We start from the raw sequence: 19,584 nt of genomic DNA on the forward strand, positions 1-19,584 counted from the left end.
AGGTGCTTCCTTTCGGGTCGTCATCGACCAGCGCTCGGCGCCAGTTCCACCAGCATGTCAGAGTCGCGGCGGATGCTGGCGGAACTTGCGGAATTGGTTCAGCGAGGTGAGCGCGATGTACCAGAGCCTACGGGGGTCCCGTTCGGCACGGTAGAGCAACGGGTTGGCGACGCGGTGGGCGCGCATCAGTGCCCTGGCCTTCTCGCCGACGGGGCCGCGCAGGTGCCGGCGCAGCAACGCCAGCGGCAGCACCGTGTACAGGATGTGGTCGGTGGCCACCACGGGAGGCGCGTCGGGCGCGGCAGCGGGCAGCGCCCCGTCGTCGTACTGCTCCCCGAGGTATTCGCGCACGTAGAACCGGGCGGCGTTGTACCCGGCCGCGGTGACGTAGTAGTGGTTGCGGCCCAGCCGGGGGTTGAGCTCGAAGAACTTCACGACGCCGTCGCGGGGGTCCAGCTTGGCGTCGAACATGGAGAAGCCGGTCCAGCCCAGGTGCTCCAGGATGCGCCGTCCCTGGTCGATGAACCCGGCGTTGACCCCGGTGACGATGCCCGCCGAGTTGCCCAGCACCAGCGGGGCGTGTTCCTCCACGACGACCTCGCCGTAGGCGGCGAAGCGCACGCGGGCGTCGCGGTCGGAGTAGAACGTGCACAGGCGCATGTTGGTGTCCCCGCCGGGGATGAGTTCCTGCAGGATGAACTTGCTGGTGTAGCCGGAGGCGCGGATGCGCGCGAGCAGGTCATCGAGCTCGTCGGCGGTGGCGATGGTGTGGACCTTCTGCTTGCCGGCGAACTTGGCGTGCACCCAGGCGCTGCTGTCGGCCGGCTTGCCGATGAGCGGGAAGGGCAGTTCGGCCGGCAGCGGGCGCGGGGCCACCGGATCGTAGATCACGGTCAGCGGGTGGGGGATGTCCAGTTCGGCACAGAGCGCGTAGAAGTTCTGCTTCAGGGCGGCCCGCTCGATGGTGGCGGTGTCCGGGTAGGGGATGGCGTACCAGGGCGCCAGCTGATCGCGGTGGGTGGTGATGATCCCGATCTGCAGGTCCAGCGAGCCGCAGAGCAGCAGCGGGCGGGGGGTGGCCCCGTCGCCGGTCAGCTCCCGCGCCAGGGCCACCAGGTGCTCGACGACGGCTGCCGCGTCGGTCATGGTGCCCGCCGGGCGGACATCGACGGCCACCGAGTGCTCCAGCACGCCGTTGCTGCCGGCGGGCACCGCGACGCTGACGGCCCCGTAGGCCTCGTGGAACTCGCGGGCGAGCGAGTACGTGCCGATGTCCCCGCCGAGGATGACCGGGACGAACGGCTGTGAATCCGGGATGCGCATGACGTCCAATCTATCGGGACCGGCCCCGCGCGCCGAACCGGGCCCACCCGGGGACCCGAACCACTAGGCAAGAAGTGGGTTGTGCAGCACAATGTCCAGAGGCAACCAGTTTGCCGCCCGGCTGCGCCGGACCATCACCTTGCACCCGCCGACCGGCGGCCCGTCCATTTTCGGAAGGCACGTTCCATGGGGTTTCTCGACAGGTCACGTTCCATCGCCCCTCCGGGGTTCAACCGGTGGCTCATCCCGCCCGCCGCCCTGGCGGTGCACCTGTGCATCGGCCAGGCGTACGCCACCAGCGTCTACAAGACGGCGCTGATCGGCCACTTCGAGGTCTCGCAGACAGCCATCGGGGTGATCTTCTCGATCGCGATCGTCATGCTGGGCCTCTCGGCGGCCATCATGGGCACCTGGGTGGAACGTTCGGGCCCGCGCATGTCGATGTTCGTGGCCGCGGCGTTCTGGGCCGTCGGGTTCCTGGTCGGGGCGCTGGGCATCTTCACCGGACAGCTGTGGCTGGTGTACCTGGGGTACGGCTTCCTGGGCGGCATCGGCCTGGGCATCGGCTACATCTCACCGGTCTCCACGCTGATCAAGTGGTTCCCGGACCGCCCGGGCATGGCCACCGGCATGGCGATCATGGGCTTCGGCGGCGGCGCGCTGATCGCCTCCCCGCTGTCCACGCAGCTGCTCAAGGCGTTCGACCCCGCCTCCGGCTCCGAGGGCTGGGTCGCCAGCGGCGACGCGGTCGGGAAATTGTTCGTGACGCTGGGCATCGTCTACTTCATCGTCATGATGTACGGCGTGTTCGCCATCCGCGTCCCGGCCGAGGGCTGGCGCCCCCACGGCTGGGATCCGGCCCAGGTCAAGCATTCCGAACTGGTCACCACCAGCCACGTCTCCGCGGCCAACGCCATCAAGACGAAGCAGTTCTGGCTGCTCTGGACCGCGCTGTTCCTGAACGTCACCGCCGGAATCGGCATCCTGGAACAGGCATCGCCCATGATCCAGGACTTCTTTCGGGCCGAACACGGTGCCTCGGCGGTCTCCGCCGGCGTGGCCGGCGGGTTCGTGGGCCTGCTCTCCATCGGCAACATGGCGGGGCGCTTCATCTGGTCCAGCACCTCGGACGTGATCGGGCGCAAGAACATCTACATGGTCTACCTCGGCCTCGGCGCGGTGCTCTACGTCATCCTCGCCTTCTTCGGCGGCTCCAGCACGCTGCTGTTCATCCTGCTGGCGTTCGTGATCATCAGTTTCTACGGCGGCGGTTTCTCCACCGCGCCGGCCTACCTGAAGGACCTCTTCGGCACCTTCCAGGTCGGCGCCATCCACGGCCGGCTGCTCACCGCCTGGTCGGCAGCCGGCATCGCCGGACCGCTGATCGTCAACGGCCTGCTGGACGCCCAGGGCAAGCCCGGCACGATGAACGCGCACAACTACCTGCCGGTGCTGCTGACCATGGTGGTGCTGCTCATCGTCGGCTTCGTCGCCGCCTTGCTCATCCGCCCCGTGGACCCGAAGTTCCACGAACCCGAGCGTGAAACCGCCACGACCAGCGCCCAGGAGGCCTGATGAACACCCCCGAAACCACCGATGTCCCCGTCCACGTGAACCCCGCCCAGCTGGTCTTCGGCTGGCTGCTGGTGGGCATCCCGCTCATCTACGGGATCGTCACGACGCTCTCGCGCGTGGGCCAGCTGTTCCAGTAGGACGACTGGTACGACGGCGCTCCCCGGCTCAGTCGGGGAGCTGCCCGTCGGTGAGCGTCGCCTCGAGGGCGGCGCGCACCTCGTCGACGAGGACCTGCATGTGCGCCTCGGCCCCGGGGCCGTCGGCCGCGGCCACCGCGGCGGCCACCGCATCGTGCTCGTCCAGCGCCTTCGCGCGCGGATGGAAGGGCATCAGGCCCTGCTCGGTGCGCCCGGTCAGCACCTCGGCCACCACCCCGTCGAGCTCGGCGAACATCGAGTTCCCGCTGGCCTGCAGCAACAACGAGTGGAAGGCGATGTCCACGGCCAGGAAGGCCTCCAGGTCCCCCGCCTCGCCCAGCCGGCGCATCTCCGCGGCCAGCCGCAGGATCTCGGCGCGCGCCTCTTCCGGTGCCCGACGCGCGGCACCGGCGGCGGCCAGCGGCTCGACGGCCACGCGCAATTCGGTGAGTTCGGTGAACTGGCGTTCGCGCCCCGGCCCGGCCAGCCGCCAGCGGATCACGCGCCGGTCATACGCGTTCCAGAAGCGCGGTTCCTGGACCACCAGCCCGATCCGTCGCTTCGCATACACCAGCCGCAGCGACTCCAGCACCCGCATCCCGTCGCGCATGACGGTGCGGGACACCCCGAAACGTGCCTGCAGCGATTCCAGCGTCAACCGGTCCCCCGGGCGCAGGAGGCCGTCAATGATCTCGCGGCCGAGCGTGTCGACTATCGGTTCCTGGAGCACCATCGCTCCGGCGGGCATCTGCATGCCCACCATCCTATGGTTCAGCCCGCGATATTCATCACCATTAGTACTATCTTTCGTCGGTTCTAAGGTGTTATCTTTTATCCAGCCGTTCCGACGGCAGGCCAAAGACGTCCTTTCCAGGAGATGACATGCCACACCAGGCACCCCCGACCCCCACCACGCATCTCGTGGTCATGGGGGTCTCCGGTTCGGGGAAGACCACGGTCGCCGCCCTGCTCGCCGAACGGCTGGGCTGGCCCGCCGCCGAGGCCGACGACTTCCACCCGCCGGCCAACATCGCCAAGATGGCGGCCGGCACCGCGCTGGATGACGCCGACCGCTGGCCCTGGCTCGCCACCCTGAAGGAGTGGATGGATGAGCACGACGGCGGTCCCGGCACCGTCGTCACCTGCTCGGCCCTCAAACGCAGTTACCGCGAGCTCCTGCGCGAGGCCACCGGCGTCGTGCGCTTCCTGCACGTCGATGCGGACGCCGACCTGCTGGCCCGGCGCCTCGGGCAGCGCACCGACCACTTCATGCCGGGCACCCTGCTGGCCAGCCAGCTGGCAACGCTCGAGCCCCTCGCCGCCGACGAGGACGGCACCACGTTGCCCAACGACACCACCCCCGAGGCCCTCGCCGACCGGGCCATCACGCTCCTGGGCCTGGCCCCCGCGGCCACCACCCGTTCCTGACCCCACGTTCCACCCCACCCCAATGGAGAACCCATGACCATCGAGAACTGGACCCAGACCCTGGGTGCGGGACCCCTGCTCGGCATCGCCGCCGTCGCCATCGTCGTCCTGCTGCTGCTCATCATCAAACTGAGGATCCATGCCTTCGTGGCACTGATCCTGGTCAGCCTGCTGACCGCCTTCGCCACCGGCATCCCCGCCGGCAGCGTCGTGAAGGTCCTCACCGACGGCTTCGGCTCCACGCTGGCCTCCGTCGCCCTGCTCGTGGGCCTGGGCGCCATGCTCGGGCGCATCGTGGAGACCTCCGGCGGCGCCAAGGTGCTGGCCGACTACCTGATCCACGTCTTCGGCGAGAAGCGGGCACCCTTCGCCCTCGGCGTCGCCTCGCTGATCTTCGGCTTCCCGATCTTCTTCGACGCCGGCCTGGTCGTCATGCTGCCCGTGGTCTTCGCCGTCGGGCGCCGGCTCGGTGGCGGCGTGCTGCTCTACGGGCTGCCGGCCGCCGGTGCGTTCTCGGTCATGCACGTCTTCGTGCCGCCGCACCCCGGCCCCGTCGCCGCCTCCCAGTTCTTCGATGCCAATGTCGGCTACGTGCTGCTCATCGGGCTCGTGGTCGCGCTGCCGACCTGGTACGTGGCCAGCTACCTCTTCGGCAAGTGGGCCGGGCACAAGTGGGAACTGCCGATCCCGTCCCTGCTCGGTGAGGCCGATGCCGAACACGAGGCGAACCCGCCGGCCTTCGGCACCGTCCTGGCCGTGCTGCTGCTGCCCCTGGTCCTGATCTTCCTGAACACCGGTCTGAACACGCTGGCCTCCGGCGGCGTGCTGCCGGAAACCGTCACGGAAGACACCTGGTTCCAGCTGCTGCGTGCGATCGGCGAAACCCCGGTGGCCCTGCTGATCGCCCTGCTGGTCGCCGCCGTCGTGCTCGGCATGCGCCGCGGCATGGCCAAGACCGCCATCGAGCAGGTCATGGAAAAGGCGTTGGGCCCGGTCTGCTCGGTCATCCTGATCACCGGTGCCGGCGGCATGTTCGGCGGCGTCCTGCGCACCTCGGGCATCGGCGACGCCCTGGCCAACGTGCTCGGGGACCTCGGCGTCCCGCTGATCCTCGCGGGCTTCCTGATTTCCGGCATCCTGCGCGTCGCCCAGGGCTCGGCCACCGTCGCGTTGACCACCGCCGCCGGCCTGCTGGCCCCGGCCGTCGCCGCCGCCGGGCTGAACGACATCCAGCTGGCCACGATGGTCGTGGCCGTGGCCGCCGGTTCGGTGATCATGTCGCACGTGAACGATTCGGGCTTCTGGCTGGTGGGCCGCTTCTTCGACATGGATGTGAAGACCACGCTGAAGACGTGGACGGTGCTGGAGACCCTGATCGGCGTGGTCGGCTTCGCCCTCGCCGCGGTGGTCTTCGGGTTCGCCTCGATCGGCTAGCCGGTCCATCACCGCTGGGCCCCGCACGGCAGCACCTTCCGATGCCGCGGTGCGGGGCCCTCGTGCGTCCGGTGGGACGGTGGGTTCGGGGGGCTACCGGCGTCCGCGGGCGGGGCCGCCACGGCGCTTGGAGCCGGTGGACCCGCCGCCGGGGCGCTTGCCGCTCGTGCGGGCACCGCCGCGGGAGGACTCCTGGGGGCTGCGCTGGCGCTTGCGCTGGGCGGCGTCGGCCTCCCGGCGCTCACGCTCCTGCACGGAGGGCTGGCGGGAGGAGTTGGCACCGCGGCCGCGCACGATCCCGATGAACTCCTCCACCTGGGGGTCCTCCGGCTCGTCGCCGATCGGCTTGAGCCACGCCACGCCGATCCGGGTCGAGGGGACGCCGGTGAGGATCTTCTGCACCACATCCTTGCGCCGGTACAGCCGTCCCACCGACATGGGCAGCACCAGCAGCCCGGCACCGGTGCCGACCACCTCCACGGCCATGGCGGTTCCGCCGACGGCGGGCGGATAGTCGGCCAGGTCCAGCCAGGTCTGCCCGTCCAGCTCGGACCACGGCACCTCGTCGTCGTAGAGTTCGACCTCGTGCTCGCGGGGGGCGCACACCACGGGCAGCTCCTCATAGAGCGGGATGACGTGGGTGGTGGCGTCGGCCGGCTTCACCCCGTCGTCGAACCGCAGGAAGACCAGGTCGGCATCGCCGGAGGCGAGCAACCCGCGCGGGTCTGCCCCGTCGTCGTACCGGGTTGCGGTGACCGGCACCTCCGGGTGGCGTTCCCGCCAACGCTCCAGCCACTTTCCCGGGGTCACGCCGGGGACGAACGCAATTCTCAGCTCTGCCACGCAGGCCAGCCTACCGTCCGGGCCCGGGTACGCTGGGGGGATGAGCCAGAAAACCCCGCAGAGCATGAAACCGGCCACCGCCGCCAAGAAGCTGGGCGTGTACCTGCCCGCCACGCCTGCCGCATTCCAGGAGGGGCCCATCACGCGGTCCGCGCTGGACGAACTGATGAACGAACCGCCCGAATGGCTGGTGGAGTTGCGCCAGAACGGCCCGCACCCGCGCCCCGTGGTGGCCCAGAAGCTGAACGTGAGCATTTCCGGGCTGTCCCGGGGAGGCGTCGAGGAGGCGCTGACCACGGAGCAGATCGAGGCGCTGCTCGCCGATCGGCCCGAGTGGCTGCAAAACGAACGCGCCAGCATGGCCGCCGTCCGCGCCGAGGAGACCCGCGTGCGCGAAGCCGCGGCCCAGAAGGCGGCCGCGCGCGCCGCAGAGGGCCGGTAACGCCCCACCGGCATCGGCCCTGAACGTGAAACGGCGCCTGTTCCCCGCGGGGGACAGGCGCCGTTTGACGTGCGGAGCTACTTGCTGGCCGTCTTCACGATGTAGACGTCGCACGGGGCGTTCAGCGCGACGCTGGAGGCGACGCTGCCCAGGACGCGGCCCAGGCCCTTCATGCCGACGTTGCCGACGACGATGAGCTGCGCGCCGAGGCGGCTGGCTTCCTCGACGAGGGCATCCTGCGGCTTGCCCTTGACGGCTGCTGCCTTGATGCTCGCGCCCGGCACGAGTTCGCGCAACTTGGTGGCGGACTTCTCGGCGAGCTTCTGCGCCTGCTCGGCGTCGTCGAGGATCCAGGTGTCGCTGCCGATCTGGACGACCTCGGTGTTGTCCTTGGTGTGTGCGGTGATCACCATGAGATCGGCGCCCAACCCGGCCGCGACGGTGGCCGCCCGCGTGGCTGCCTTGTTCGCCGTCTCGCTGCCGTCCACACCGACGATGACTGTTCCTGACATGTGTTTCCTCCCTGTCTGGTGCGGCGCCGGTAGCGCCCCACCCGTTGGTCTTGCGTGGTCTAGCTGGTCTTTTCCCGGAGGAATCCGACGGCCCGTTCCCAGGCCTGCCGGGCCGCCTCCGGGCGGTAGTTCCCCTGCGGGTTCCCATCATTATGGAACGCGTGCGGGGCTTCATAGTAGTAGTAGGTCACATCGGCGCCGGATTCGTCGCGGATCTGCTGTTCCTGGGCGCGTGCCTGGTCCACCGGGAAGGAGGTGTCCTCCGTGGCATAGTGGCCCTGGATCGCGGCCCGGACCCCGGCAAACGACGCCGGAACCCCCTGCCCGACACCATAGAACGGGACGGCGGCGGCGATCCGCTCCCCCTGCTGGGCGGCCAGGGCCAGGACGAATCCCCCGCCCATGCAGAATCCTATGGCCGAGACCTTCGAGCTGGTGACCGCCTCGAGTCCCAGCAGGTAGTCCACGGCCCCGGCGAGCAGCCGGGCGCCTTCCTCCTCGGGAAGCTTCTGCATCATCTCGGCGGCCTCGTCGCCGTCGTGGGTGATCCACCCGCCGTAGAGGTCCGGGGCCAGGGCGACGAAGCCCTCGGCGGCCAGCCGGTCGGCCACGTCACGGACATGGTCGGTCAGGCCCCACCACTCCTGGATGACGATCACCCCGGGTCCGCTACCGGAATCCGGAGTGGCCAGATAGCCGTGGGCCTGCTGGCCGACGGAGGGAAAGGTGACGTTCTGATGTGCTGACTTTTCTGCCACGGGTGCACTCCTCTTTGACGACGATCGCTGGGGCGTCCCCAGTCTATGCAGAGGGTGTGGCGTCGGTCTCCTCCGACGGCGGGTATTCGTCACCGGCGCAATCCACCTCAGGGCGCCCCGATGCCCCGCGGGGGTTCATTCCTGCGCCAACCCGGCCAGGATCATGTCAGATCGCGCCTGGTCATCCAGGTCGTGGGTGGCGCCGGTCAGCAGGAGCTCGTCGGCACCGGTCAGGGCCGCGAGTTCGGCCAACCGCTCCCGGACCACCGCTCCCGTGCCATGCACCGCCGCGTCCAGGTGATGATCGACCAGCCCCCGCTGGCGGGCGCTCATCTGCCGGGCCCTGACGGTGTCCACCGGCTCCAGGGCACGGAACTCACCCAGCGTCCGCGACTGCGCCATCGCCCAGGCCTCCGGAAGCAGCAGCCCACGGGCCCGCTCGTCGGTATCGGCGGCCGCCACGTTCACGGCGATCATCACGTACGGTCGATCGCCACACTCGGATGCCCTGAACGCCTGCCGATACGCCTCCACGGTGGCCCGGGCCCGCTGGGGGTCGTCCAGGACCGGTCCCCCGAGCACGACGCCGGCACCGGCCTGGGCGGCGATCGCGGCACCACTGCGGGTGGCCAGGATGAACAGGGGAATCCGGCCCGCGGGCCGAGGCCGGGAGGTGAACGGAGCCGTACCGGCCAGGTAGCAGCCCAGTTCGGCCAGGTCAGCCGCGAATGCGGCGTCCCCATACGTGGTGGTGCGCAGACCGGCGCGGACCGCCGGGGTGAAACCCAGTGAGCGGCCCACGCCCAGATCGATGCGCCCGGGATGCAGCTGGTCCAGCGTCGAGAACTGCTCGGCAACCACCAGCGGCTGGTGGTTCGGCACCATGATCCCCCCGGCCCCCACACGGACCCGCGAGGTAGCGGCGGCCACCGCAGCCATCAATACGGCGGGAGCCGATCCGGCAATGCCCGGGACCCCATGGTGTTCGGCCACCCAGAACCTCGAGATGCCCTGGCCGTCGATCCCGCGCGCCCGATCGAGCACGGACTGCAGGGCTGCGGATTCGCCCGTTCCGGAACGGGCCAGGGCGCGATCCAGGATGGACAGCGGGGGCAAGGTGGTCATGCAAGGTACAACCTGCGTCGTGCCCGCATATTCCGGGACCCGGCCGGCGGCACACAAAAAAATGTCCTCCTTCCGTGATCCGGAAGGAGGACATCCTCGAAACTCGTGCGCGAGGGGGGACTTGAACCCCCACGCCCTTGCGGGCACTGGCACCTGAAGCCAGCGCGTCTGCCAATTCCGCCACTCGCGCGAGTCGCTGGTTCGGGTTTCCCCGGAACAGCGAGATCAATCATAACCACCCGCGGACGGCATCGCCTAATCGTCGGTTCTTCTGTGATGCGGAGCACGTGGGGGAACCGAAAACCCCCCAAAACGCGTTGCGTTATGGAAGCGATGCCAACTTCCTCGGGCTGATTCCCAGATGGGGCAAGTAGTATCGGACAAGCACAGGCCCCCGGCCGGCTGTTTCGTCACGCTCCGTGACCGGAGCGGCGTACAGGACAACCGACTTCGAGAGGAGCAGCGCCCATGGGTGTAGTGGACAACGTTGAGCGCGGTCTCGAAAAGCTGGTGACCAGCGTCTTCCGGGGTTCCGGCTCCGCTGCGGTACAGCCCGTGGAGATCGCCAGCCAGCTGCGCAACGAGATGGACAACCGGACCTTGGCCCTCGCCCAGGGCCGCACCCTGGCCCCGAATGCCTTCAAGGTCCGGCTGGGCACCAGCGACTTCGAGCGGGCCCGTCAATGGGGCGCCACCCTCGCCGAGGAACTCTGCGATGTCGCCGTCAAGCACGCGCGATCCCAGCAATACACACTGCAAGGTCCCGTCAGTGTCTCCTTCAACCGGGATGAGTCCGTCAAGGCCGGCACGTTCAGCATTGACGCCACCATGGAAAAGTCAGCCACGACGACACCCGCCGCACCGCCGAAGGCGCCCCAGTCGCCTCCGCGTCCCCCGGCCAACCAGCAGGCCGTCCTGGATATCAATGGACAGCGCTATGCCCTGAATGCAGACTCCGTCGTCCTGGGGCGCTCCGCCGATGCGGACATCCCCGTCGACGACCCGGGGACGTCACGCCGCCACGTTGAAATCGTGCGGGACGGCAACCGCGCCTGGGCCGTGGACCTGGGGTCCACCAACGGAAGCTACGTGAACGGACAACGCGTCCAGGGCCGCGAGGAGCTCTTCGACGGCTCGATCGTCACCATGGGGCGCACCCGCATCACCTACCGGCTCGTCCCCCAGCGCACTGGAGGCAGCGCATGAGCGACCTCGTACTGACGGCTTTGCGGCTCGGCTTCCTGATCCTGTTGTGGATCCTGATCCTGAGCATCATCACCGCACTCCGCCGTGACCTGTCCATCGGCAAGAAGGCGAAGACGGGTGAACCGACGGCTCGCGAGGTCCGCAAGAATCCCGATCTTGCCCCCGAACCGGCACCCACCCCCAAGAAGTCGGCTCATACCCTGGCCATCATCGAGGGCCCGCTCGCGGGGACCACCCTCGAACTGGCAGCGAGCCCGATCCTGCTCGGCCGGGCCCAGGAGGCAACCGTCGTCCTCGAAGACGACTACGCATCGGGCCGTCATGCCCGCCTCTTCCCGCAGGGAAGCCGGTGGTTCATCGAGGACTTGGGGTCAACGAATGGCACCTATCTCGGCGATTCACAGTTGACCCGCGCTCAGCCCGTGGACATCGGACAGACCATCCGGATCGGGAAAACCGTCATGGAGTTGAGGCCGTAGTATGGCGCTCACGTTGCGGTTTGCAGCGCGTTCGGATGTTGGAAAGGTGCGCGCCAAGAACGACGACTCGGGCTACGCCGGTCGCTATCTGGCAGTGGTGGCCGACGGAATGGGCGGACACGTGGGTGGCGACGTCGCGTCCGCCTCGACCGTCCTGGACCTCGTGCATCTGGACCAGGAGACGACGCACGACATCGAAACCGTCCTCCCCGATGAGATCCAAACCGCGAACTCGATCCTCAACGACCTAGTGACCGCAAATCCCAAGCTCTCCGGAATGGGCACCACAGTGACTGCCCTGCTGCTGACCGGCGACCGGTTCCAGTACGCACACATCGGTGACTCACGGGCCTACCGCTTCAAGAACGACGTCTTCGAACAGGTCAGCAAGGACCATACCTTCGTCCAGCGGCTCGTCGATGAGGGCCGGCTACGCCCCGAGGAAGCCGAGCACCACCCCCACAAGAACGTGCTGATGCGCGTTCTCGGCGACTCAGATGCCAGCCCGGAACTGGATATCGACCAGTATCAGGTGGCCCCCGGAGAACGGTGGCTCCTCTGCTCCGACGGCCTCAACGCCGTCGTTCCGGATGCGACCACCGAGCGCATCATCCGCCAGGGTGGCTCGCTCCAGCAGATCGTGGATGCCTTGGTCGAGGTGACCCTGGACCACGGATCCCCCGACAACATCACCATCGTCATGGTGGAAGTCACCGAAGATACGGTGGACGATGAGCCCGGCATGCCGCCGGTACCCGAGCCCGCTCCGGACACGGGACAGCTCCAGGTCGCCCAGGACGGCGATGTGGAGGCCAGCGCGGCCATCATCCGGCACGAGATGTCCATACGTCCCCACGTCCTGGTCGGGGCAGCAGACTTGGCGACGAAGACCGGGCAGATTCCCATGGTCACCCAGCGCTCGGCGGAGAAGCGCGCTGCTGCCATCCTCACGCATAAGGCGTCCCAGCCAGAGGATGGGGTCCAGGCACGCGAATACGATCCCACCCGCCGGCCGGCTCATCGCGGATGGCTCATCCCGACGTTCCTCACGCTGATGGGGCTCATCCTCGCCTCCGTCCTCTGGTTCGGATATGCCTGGACGCAAACGCAGTACTACGTTGCCGACTACAACGGCAAGGTCGCCATCTTCAACGGCGTCGCCCAGGACCTCGGCCCGATCGAGCTGTCCCACGTCGACTCCGTCACGCAAATCCCCACCCAGGCCTTGCCCTCTTACACACAGCAGCGCTTGAGGAACTCCTTGGCCGCCCGTGATCTGTCACATGCCCAGGACATCGTCTCCGAGCTGCTCATCAGCGCCAAGCAAGCCTGCCCGGTCATCGTTCCGGCCAACCCCCAGAGCGGGGACACGCCACCGACTCTGCCCAGCTACTGTCAGGAGGTGACACCGTGAGCGAAATCCAGACTGCGCCCATTCCGCGGCGAAACACCGAACTCGTACTACTGATTTTGGCCCTCATCGTTGCGGTGGGCGCGAACTACCTGGTGAGCCTCAGCAATCCGGATGGCCTCGACAAGGGGTTTATCACCCAAGGTGCCGTATTGGCCGGCATGGCCCTGGTCATGCACATCGTGCTGCGCATCTTTACCAAATATGCCGATCCGATCATCCTTCCGTGTGTGGTGGCACTCAACGGCATCGGCATCGCCATGATCCACCGCCTCGACCTGGTGAACGACGACAACGCGGCCACACGGCAACTCCTGTGGACCGGCGTCGCCATGGCTGCAGCCATCATCACCCTGCTCGCGGTGCGCGATCATCGCATCCTCCGACGAGCGCCCTACATCTTCCTCGCCATCAGCGCGCTGCTACTGATCTTGCCGCTGATTCCGGGCGTCGGAAAGGAGATCAACGGTGCACGCATCTGGATCGGTGTCGGCCCCTTCTCCTTCCAGCCCGGAGAGCTGGCCAAAATCAGCTTGGCGTTGTTCTTCGCCGGTTACCTATCGACCCACCGCGACCTGATTCTGCTTGCCGGCCGGAAGGTCGGACCACTTCAGCTTCCCCGCCTGAAGGACCTTGGTCCCATGGTGATTGCCTGGCTGGTCAGCATCGGTGTCCTGGTCATGCAAAGCGACCTCGGATCCTCGATTCTCTTCTTCGGGCTGTTCATGGTGATGATCTACGTCGCGACTGGCCGCATCAGCTGGATCGTCATCGGCCTGGTCATGGTGGTGGTCGCCGGTGTCTTCGCTTCCCAGGTCATGTCCCACGTGGCCCTACGACTGAACTCCTGGCTCAATGCCTTTGACCCGGACGTATACGACCAGCGTTATGGCGGCAGCCGACAGATCGTCCAGGGGCTCTTCGGCCTCTCCAACGGTGGACTCTTCGGCACCGGCATTGGCAACGGCCGACCGGATCTGGTGCCGCTCGCCAATTCCGACATGATCATCACGGCATTGGGTGAGGAACTGGGCCTCATCGGACTCGTCGCCATCATCCTGCTCTTTGTCATCATCATCAGCCGCGGTATTCGTGCGGGGCTGGGCAGCCGGGATTCGTTTGGCAAGCTCCTGGCCGCTGGCTTGTCCTTCACCATCGGACTGCAGTGCTTCGTGGTCATGGGCGGGGTGACCCTGATGATCCCGCTGACCGGTCTGACAACACCCTTCATGTCAGCAGGCGGGTCGTCCCTTCTATCGAACTGGATCATCGTGGCGTTGCTGCTGCTGGTTTCGCATAATGCACGCCGGCCCGCCGCCACCGGCCCGTTGAATGAACGCGACATGGCCGCAGCCGGTCCGGACATCAGTGCCCGGGCCAAGGAACGCGAGGAAGAATTGGCCAGGCGCCGGGGAAAGGCCCCGACTTCCAAAGTGACTACGACAAGACGAAAGGGGGACAGCGCATGAACACCGCCCTTCGCCACGTGTGGATCGCCATCATCGCCCTGTTCGTCCTCGTCTTCGGGGCGCTGAGCTACATCCAGTTCTTCGCCGTCAAGGATCTGAACTCGAACCCCTTGAACACGCGTCAGCTCTTCAAGAACTTTGATCTGGCCCGCGGCGCCATCCTGGTCGATGGAAAGCCGATTGCAGAGTCGGTCGCATCCCACGACCAGTTCGACTACCAGCGAACCTATGCCGACCCGAAGCTCTACTCCCACCTGACCGGGTTCTACTCGTTGACCTACGGGGCCAACATGCTCGAAGGCGTGATGGATGACGAGTTGACTGGTCAGAGCGACTCGCAGTTCTACAAGCGCATGGTCAACATGCTGACCGGCCAGCAGGACGAAGGCGCCTCAGTCGAGCTGACCATCGACCCCAAACTGCAGAAGACCGCCTACGACCTCATTCCCGACGGACAACAGGGGACGATCATCGTCTCGGAACCCAAGACCGGGAACATCCTCGCCATGGTTTCCAAGCCCAGCTTCGACACCAACCTCCTCGCTGTTCACAGCGGCGCCAAGGCCTCGGCGAACATGGCGGAGATTCTCAAGACCCAGGGCCTGAGCCCCAACATCAACCCCGCCACCGGCCACCTGATCGCACCCGGTTCCACGTTCAAGATCCTTGACCTCGTCGCGGGGATCGAATCCGGCAAATACAACCTGAACGACCAGTATGAGAATCCGAAGTCCATCACCGTTCCCGGAGCCGGCAAGCCTGTCACCAATTTCGGTGAGGGAATCTGTGCCAACCAAACACGGGCCAAGCTCGCCTTCATCGTCGCCCAGAGCTGCAACACCCCGTTCGTGGCAATGAGCCAGGCGGTGGGGCAGGACGCCTTGCGGGATGTGACAGAGCGATTCGGCTTCGGCCAACAACTACAGATCCCCCTCCGGGTGACCCCCAGTTCCTTCCCGACCGACATGGATTCGGCCCAGCTGGGTCTCGCGTCGATCGGTCAATACGACGTCAGGGCTACACCCTTGCAAATGAACATGGTGGCCATGGGCATCGCCAACGACGGGGTGATCATGAAACCGAACCTGGTCAAGCAGGTCATTGCACCGGACCTCAGTGTCATCAGCCAGCCCAAACCGGAGGAGTTCAGCACGGCAACGTCGAAGGACGTCGCCAACCAGGTCACTGAACTGATGCGGGGTCCGCTCGAGGGCGGTACCGCCTACAAGGCGAAGATCCCCGGGCTGGACATCGCGGCGAAGACCGGCACGGCGCAATTGGGTGACGGTACCAACCGGGTCAATTCATGGATCACCGGCTTCGCCCCCGCGGATGACCCGCAGGTGGCTGTCACCATAGTTATTGAGAAGACTGATTACGCGACCGGCCACAACCTGACCAGTCCCAACCTGAAGAAGATCCTAGAGGCGGTGTTCAACAAGTGAGGCCTACATCGGGTATCACGCTGGGCGGTCGGTTCCAGTTGACCGATCGGATAGCCATCGGCGGCATGGGGGAGGTCTGGAAGGCACGAGACCAGATCCTCGGACGCATCGTGGCCATCAAGATCCTCAAGGAGGAATACACCGGTGACCCCGGGTTCCTCCAGCGCTTCCGCGCCGAGGCACGTCACACGGCCCTGTTGAACCACATTGGCATTGCCAACGTGTTCGACTACGGCGAAGAGGGCGGATCCGCCTATCTGGTGATGGAACTGGTCCCCGGCCAGCCGCTTTCGGCGATCATCGAGCGCGAAAAGGTCATGTCGCCAGATCGGACACTGTCGATCATCGCCCAAACGGCGCGCGCCCTGGCCGCCGCACACGCCCAGGGCCTGGTCCACCGTGACGTCAAGCCGGGAAACCTCCTGATCCTGCCGGACGGCAGGGTCAAGATCACCGACTTCGGCATCGCACGCATCGCCGACCAGGTCCCGTTGACAGCCACCGGACAAGTCATGGGTACGGCCCAGTACCTGGCACCCGAACAGGCGACCGGCCAGCAGGCGACTGGCTCTTCCGACATCTACTCGCTGGGCGTCATCGGCTACGAATGCCTCGCAGGCCGTCGTCCGTTTACCGGTGAATCTCAGATTGCGATTGCCCTCGCCCAGGTCAACGACAACCCGCCGCCGCTGGATGAGTCCATCCCGGCAAACCACCGAGCGCTCATCATGTCGATGCTCGCCAAGGACCCCGCGGCCCGACCCGCAACCGCCACCAAACTTGCGGAAGCGGCCGACGCCATCCGCGCAGGAAACATCGATGCGGCGCGCGCTGCCGTGCCTGGCATCATCCCGTTCCTGGATGCTGGACCCGGCGAGGCCACCCAGGCAGTACCGATGGCCGACACCCCTACCCGTGCCAACCCGCGGGCCGCGTCCGCGGTTGCAGCGGAGCCCACTACCAGTGCGCTACCTACCGTGGCTGGGCCCTCCACCACCGTCCAGGGCGCCACCGCAGGAGGTGCGGCAGCAGCTGGAGCTGTAGCCGGCGCCAGTGCCGCCAACGCGTCGAACCGCCACGGCGAAGACTTCAATTCAGTCCTCGGCGCCAGTAAGGACTGGGATCCGGACGACGATTCCACCGCAGCTGCGGCCGGAGGTTCGGGTGGATCAGGGGGCAAGCCTCCGCGCCAGTCGGGGGGCAGTCCGTGGAAGTGGCCGTTGATTGCGCTGCTCATCCTTGTCGTCCTGGCCCTGCTCGCTGTGTGGCTGGTCCCACTGTTCACGGGCAACAGCGCGGGGAACGACACCCCCGCGGCAACGTCTTCTTCCTCGTCGGCTTCCACGTCGGAGTCCCCGTCGTCGTCTTCCAGCTCGATGACATCCGCTTCATCCAGCGCGATTTCCTCGCGCACCAGTGAGCCCGCCTCGTCTTCCGCACAGACGGTCGAGGTCAATGCCAACGAATACCTGGGCAAACAGCTCGAGGTGGCGCGGGGCGCGTTGCTGGCAAAGGGTCTCAAGGTTTCCGTGGAAGGCGCCGAGAGCGACAAGCCGGAGAACACCGTCATCAGGGTCGAGCCGACCGGTACCCTCAATCGCGGCGACGTCGTCCGGCTTACCTACGCGGTAGCTCCCTCCCCCAGCTCCAGCGCCGAATCAAGCAGCTCCACGCCGAGCAGCGAGCCAGCGAGCTCGACCAAATCTGCGCCGGCGACCCGCACAACCAGTTCCAGCGCGCCCGAGTCCACGAAGAAGGAATCCGCTCCACTGCCGACAACCCCGATCACGACGGCACCCCAGGCACCCGATGCCGCGGGTTCGAAGCCGACCCCGTAACCGATAAGACCCCAAGTACACCCCCAGGGTGCGCAGAGGAAATACGTGACTGAATCCCGAATCCTGAACTCCCGCTACGACGTCGGCGACCTCATCGGTCGCGGCGGCATGGCGGATGTTTACCACGCCCGGGACATCAGGCTCGGGCGTGAGGTCGCGATCAAGCTTCTGCGCCGTGACTTGGCGCGCGACCCGGTTTTCCAGACCCGTTTCCGCCGCGAAGCCCAGGCAGTGGCCGGGTTGAACCACCCCTCGATCGTCGCCGTCTACGACACGGGTGAGGAAGAATCCGAGGGTGCTGCCGACCACGAGGTCAAGGTCCCCTACATCGTCATGGAGTACGTCAAGGGAAAGACGTTGCGCGACCTGCTCAAAGCAGGTGAACTGACGGCCGAGTCCTCGATCCGGTACACCGTGGGCGTGCTGGGGGCCCTGCAATACAGCCACCTCAAGGGCATTGTGCATCGCGATATCAAGCCCTCCAACGTCATGGTCACCGGCGATGACCAGGTAAAGGTCATGGATTTCGGCATCGCCCGTGCCTTGGCTGATTCCGCGGCAACCATGACGCAGACCCAGGCCGTCGTCGGCACGGCTCAGTATTTCTCGCCTGAGCAGGCCAGAGGTGAGAGCGTTGACGCCCGCAGTGACCTGTACTCGGCGGGTTGCCTGCTCTACGAACTGCTGACCGGCCGCCCGCCGTTCACGGGGGACAGCCCCGTTTCCGTCGCCTACCAGCACGTGAGCGAAGAAGCTGCCGCCCCCAGTGTCCACAATGCTGAGCTCGGGCCGAAGATCGATGAAGTGATTGCCACCGCGTTGGCCAAGGACCGCGAAAACCGGTACCAGGATGCCGCAGCATTCGCTGTCGCCCTGAAGGCCGCACAGGAAGACCGCCCGATACCTGAGGACCGCGGTGACGCCACCGAGGCCCTCGCGGTGATGCCGATGTCCACCCAGGCCATGGTGGCCACAGATGCGCCCACCCGCGCACTCTCCACTAGCCGAGCAGCAGCGGGGGATCGCAATTCGGCGAATGCCGAAGGACAGCACACGACGACGATGTCTGCCGTGGCCGACTCGAATCCGGGGACTGGGCAACAACCTCCGATTGGTGACTCATATGCCGGGTCTTCCTTGTTCGACGACGATTCCCGGCGCCGGGACGCCGCTGAGGATGCCGAGCGGTACCGCACCTCGCGTCGTCGTGCCTGGATCACCGTTTTCTCCGTCCTGGCCGTCGTCGTGCTGGCAGCTGGCGCCTGGCTTTTCTGGAACTGGAGCCAGCAGGAACAGGCACGAAACGCCACAGTTGCCGTCCCGGATGTCGCCAATCTGTCGTTGACCGCCGCTCAAAACGAAATCTACGGTTCGGATTTGGTCCCCATCACCGAGGAGGTCTACGACCCCAAGGTGGAGGCCGGCTCCGTCGTGGGCACCGACCCCAAAGCCGGATCCCAGGCACGCCGGCAGTCGGAAGTACACCTCCTGGTCTCCAAGGGCCCCGAACAGGTGACGCTGCCCAAGGACCTGGCCGGACAGTCGGAAGCCACGGTTCGCAGCACTCTGGAAGCTCTGGGGCTGCAGGTATCTAATGATGTGAAGCGCGAGAATACTGCGACCGTTGAATTGGGTAGCCTCATCAGTACCAATCCGCAGCTCGGCGAGAAGGTCAAGGCCGGAACTTCCATTGAGCTGACCATCTCCACCGGAAAGGTCACGGTCCCTTCGGTCATGGACTTGACCGAGGACAAGGCCCGAGACGTCCTGACAGACAAGGCGGTGGGTCTGAACCTGTCCGTGGAAACGGAGCAGAACACGGTCCTCGAACCCGGAACCATCACCCAACAGGTTCCGGAGGCCGGTCAGGACATCGACCAGGGCGGCACGGTGACCATCACCGTCGTCGAGGAACCCCCAGCATCCTCATCCCCCTCGGAAGGATCCACCGATCCGTCGGCTGACCCGTCCGCTGATCCGTCGGAATCCCCGTCAACAAATCCGTCGGGTGGCACGTCCGAATCCGCCCAGCCTACGGACAACTCTTCGAAATCCGCCATACCGACCAAACACGGCAAGGGCTCCGGACGGGGAAAACCAACGGATCCAGGCAAGCCGTCGAAGTAGGCCTCCGAACGGGCCCGGCGTAGGCAGCGGGC

18 protein-coding genes and 1 tRNA gene are annotated in these 19,584 nt (G+C 66.5%); 12 read left to right on the top strand and 7 right to left on the bottom strand.

The features are described 5' to 3' along the window. Positions 1 to 57 precede the first annotated feature (57 nt). Positions 58 to 1,323 carry a carboxylate--amine ligase gene (locus ABD088_RS15905; protein ID WP_343902949.1) on the bottom strand — a complete coding sequence of 422 codons (1,266 nt, stop codon included), beginning with the start codon at positions 1,321 to 1,323 and terminating at the stop codon, positions 58 to 60. Positions 1,324 to 1,509: 186 nt separating this feature from the next. Here ABD088_RS15905 and ABD088_RS15910 point away from each other — a divergent pair, with 186 nt between their 5' ends. Together ABD088_RS15910 and ABD088_RS15915 are read left to right on the top strand one after the other, a co-directional pair. Further along, complete coding sequence (locus ABD088_RS15910; protein ID WP_343902950.1) at positions 1,510 to 2,898, top strand: OFA family MFS transporter; 1,389 nt, start codon at positions 1,510 to 1,512, stop codon at positions 2,896 to 2,898. Next, positions 2,898 to 3,035, top strand: coding sequence for an MFS transporter small subunit (locus ABD088_RS15915; RefSeq protein WP_343902951.1), 138 nt, complete (start codon positions 2,898 to 2,900; stop codon positions 3,033 to 3,035). The genes ABD088_RS15910 and ABD088_RS15915 overlap by 1 nt, the downstream gene beginning before the upstream one ends. 28 nt (positions 3,036 to 3,063) lie before the next feature. Here the strand turns inward: ABD088_RS15915 and ABD088_RS15920 are convergent, their stop codons facing one another. Beyond that, positions 3,064 to 3,789 (bottom strand): FadR/GntR family transcriptional regulator, encoded by a 726-nt coding sequence (locus ABD088_RS15920; RefSeq protein WP_343902952.1) that lies wholly within the window; start codon positions 3,787 to 3,789, stop codon positions 3,064 to 3,066. A gap of 128 nt (positions 3,790 to 3,917) precedes the next feature. Between ABD088_RS15920 and ABD088_RS15925 the strand changes: the two genes are divergently transcribed. Then, on the top strand, positions 3,918 to 4,463 hold the full coding sequence (locus tag ABD088_RS15925; protein WP_343902953.1) for a gluconokinase: 546 nt from the start codon (positions 3,918 to 3,920) through the stop codon (positions 4,461 to 4,463). A gap of 33 nt (positions 4,464 to 4,496) precedes the next feature. Further along, positions 4,497 to 5,897 carry a GntP family permease gene (locus ABD088_RS15930; protein WP_343902954.1) on the top strand — a complete coding sequence of 467 codons (1,401 nt, stop codon included), beginning with the start codon at positions 4,497 to 4,499 and terminating at the stop codon, positions 5,895 to 5,897. Positions 5,898 to 5,990: 93 nt separating this feature from the next. On the opposite strand, the gene ABD088_RS15935 is transcribed toward ABD088_RS15930, so the two are convergent. Beyond that, positions 5,991 to 6,740 (bottom strand): substrate-binding domain-containing protein, encoded by a 750-nt coding sequence (locus tag ABD088_RS15935; protein WP_343902955.1) that lies wholly within the window; start codon positions 6,738 to 6,740, stop codon positions 5,991 to 5,993. Positions 6,741 to 6,780: 40 nt separating this feature from the next. Between ABD088_RS15935 and ABD088_RS15940 the strand changes: the two genes are divergently transcribed. Continuing rightward, positions 6,781 to 7,182, top strand: a complete 402-nt coding sequence (locus ABD088_RS15940) for a DUF5997 family protein (protein ID WP_343902956.1) — start codon at positions 6,781 to 6,783, stop codon at positions 7,180 to 7,182. Between the two features lie 77 nt (positions 7,183 to 7,259). Here ABD088_RS15940 and ABD088_RS15945 read toward each other — a convergent pair whose 3' ends face one another. From ABD088_RS15945 to ABD088_RS15960, 4 genes are all read right to left on the bottom strand, one after another. Beyond that, positions 7,260 to 7,694: a universal stress protein gene (locus ABD088_RS15945; protein ID WP_343902957.1), complete on the bottom strand. Its 435-nt coding sequence runs from the start codon at positions 7,692 to 7,694 to the stop codon at positions 7,260 to 7,262. Between the two features lie 59 nt (positions 7,695 to 7,753). Then, complete coding sequence (locus ABD088_RS15950) at positions 7,754 to 8,452, bottom strand: dienelactone hydrolase family protein (RefSeq protein ID WP_343902958.1); 699 nt, start codon at positions 8,450 to 8,452, stop codon at positions 7,754 to 7,756. A gap of 135 nt (positions 8,453 to 8,587) precedes the next feature. Beyond that, positions 8,588 to 9,577 (bottom strand): MsnO8 family LLM class oxidoreductase, encoded by a 990-nt coding sequence (locus ABD088_RS15955; RefSeq protein ID WP_343902959.1) that lies wholly within the window; start codon positions 9,575 to 9,577, stop codon positions 8,588 to 8,590. Between the two features lie 106 nt (positions 9,578 to 9,683). Beyond that, a tRNA-Leu gene (locus ABD088_RS15960) sits at positions 9,684 to 9,767 on the bottom strand. A gap of 278 nt (positions 9,768 to 10,045) precedes the next feature. Between ABD088_RS15960 and ABD088_RS15965 the strand changes: the two genes are divergently transcribed. Genes ABD088_RS15965 through pknB form a run of 7 tightly spaced genes read left to right on the top strand, consistent with a single transcriptional unit; the run spans position 10,046 to position 19,552 of the window. Beyond that, a complete protein-coding gene (locus ABD088_RS15965; protein WP_343902960.1) occupies positions 10,046 to 10,783 on the top strand; it encodes an FHA domain-containing protein in 738 nt (245 codons plus the stop codon). Beyond that, positions 10,780 to 11,262, top strand: coding sequence for an FHA domain-containing protein FhaB/FipA (locus ABD088_RS15970; protein ID WP_343902961.1), 483 nt, complete (start codon positions 10,780 to 10,782; stop codon positions 11,260 to 11,262). The genes ABD088_RS15965 and ABD088_RS15970 overlap by 4 nt, the downstream gene beginning before the upstream one ends. 1 nt (position 11,263) lies before the next feature. Then, positions 11,264 to 12,676 carry a PP2C family protein-serine/threonine phosphatase gene (locus ABD088_RS15975; RefSeq protein ID WP_425546034.1) on the top strand — a complete coding sequence of 471 codons (1,413 nt, stop codon included), beginning with the start codon at positions 11,264 to 11,266 and terminating at the stop codon, positions 12,674 to 12,676. Next, the gene (locus tag ABD088_RS15980) at positions 12,673 to 14,142 is read left to right on the top strand and encodes an FtsW/RodA/SpoVE family cell cycle protein (RefSeq protein WP_343902963.1); all 1,470 of its coding nucleotides are present in this window, start codon (positions 12,673 to 12,675) and stop codon (positions 14,140 to 14,142) included. The genes ABD088_RS15975 and ABD088_RS15980 overlap by 4 nt, the downstream gene beginning before the upstream one ends. Further along, entirely contained in the window at positions 14,139 to 15,587 is a 1,449-nt protein-coding gene (locus ABD088_RS15985) for a penicillin-binding transpeptidase domain-containing protein (RefSeq protein ID WP_343902964.1), read from the top strand. The genes ABD088_RS15980 and ABD088_RS15985 overlap by 4 nt, the downstream gene beginning before the upstream one ends. Then, positions 15,584 to 17,425, top strand: a complete 1,842-nt coding sequence (locus tag ABD088_RS15990; protein ID WP_343902965.1) for a protein kinase domain-containing protein — start codon at positions 15,584 to 15,586, stop codon at positions 17,423 to 17,425. The genes ABD088_RS15985 and ABD088_RS15990 overlap by 4 nt, the downstream gene beginning before the upstream one ends. 45 nt (positions 17,426 to 17,470) lie before the next feature. Further along, complete coding sequence (gene pknB, locus ABD088_RS15995) at positions 17,471 to 19,552, top strand: Stk1 family PASTA domain-containing Ser/Thr kinase (protein ID WP_343902966.1); 2,082 nt, start codon at positions 17,471 to 17,473, stop codon at positions 19,550 to 19,552. Positions 19,553 to 19,584 lie beyond the last annotated feature (32 nt).

Origin of the sequence: Arthrobacter rhombi, assembly GCF_039526245.1 — a bacterium.
GTDB lineage: Bacteria > Actinomycetota > Actinomycetes > Actinomycetales > Micrococcaceae > Arthrobacter_H > Arthrobacter_H rhombi.

Bases quoted from the DNA above. Each gene is read 5' to 3' on its own strand.
- ABD088_RS15970 (WP_343902961.1), top strand. From the start codon at position 10,780: ATGAGCGACCTCGTACTGACGGCTTTGCGGCTCGGCTTCCTGATCCTG.
- ABD088_RS15920 (WP_343902952.1), bottom strand. From the start codon at position 3,789: ATGCAGATGCCCGCCGGAGCGATGGTGCTCCAGGAACCGATAGTCGAC.
- ABD088_RS15975 (WP_425546034.1), top strand. From the start codon at position 11,264: ATGGCGCTCACGTTGCGGTTTGCAGCGCGTTCGGATGTTGGAAAGGTG.
- ABD088_RS15965 (WP_343902960.1), top strand. From the start codon at position 10,046: ATGGGTGTAGTGGACAACGTTGAGCGCGGTCTCGAAAAGCTGGTGACC.
- ABD088_RS15925 (WP_343902953.1), top strand. From the start codon at position 3,918: ATGCCACACCAGGCACCCCCGACCCCCACCACGCATCTCGTGGTCATG.
- ABD088_RS15985 (WP_343902964.1), top strand. From the start codon at position 14,139: ATGAACACCGCCCTTCGCCACGTGTGGATCGCCATCATCGCCCTGTTC.
- ABD088_RS15910 (WP_343902950.1), top strand. From the start codon at position 1,510: ATGGGGTTTCTCGACAGGTCACGTTCCATCGCCCCTCCGGGGTTCAAC.
- ABD088_RS15940 (WP_343902956.1), top strand. From the start codon at position 6,781: ATGAGCCAGAAAACCCCGCAGAGCATGAAACCGGCCACCGCCGCCAAG.
- ABD088_RS15930 (WP_343902954.1), top strand. From the start codon at position 4,497: ATGACCATCGAGAACTGGACCCAGACCCTGGGTGCGGGACCCCTGCTC.
- ABD088_RS15915 (WP_343902951.1), top strand. From the start codon at position 2,898: ATGAACACCCCCGAAACCACCGATGTCCCCGTCCACGTGAACCCCGCC.
- ABD088_RS15955 (WP_343902959.1), bottom strand. From the start codon at position 9,577: ATGACCACCTTGCCCCCGCTGTCCATCCTGGATCGCGCCCTGGCCCGT.
- ABD088_RS15945 (WP_343902957.1), bottom strand. From the start codon at position 7,694: ATGTCAGGAACAGTCATCGTCGGTGTGGACGGCAGCGAGACGGCGAAC.
- ABD088_RS15905 (WP_343902949.1), bottom strand. From the start codon at position 1,323: ATGCGCATCCCGGATTCACAGCCGTTCGTCCCGGTCATCCTCGGCGGG.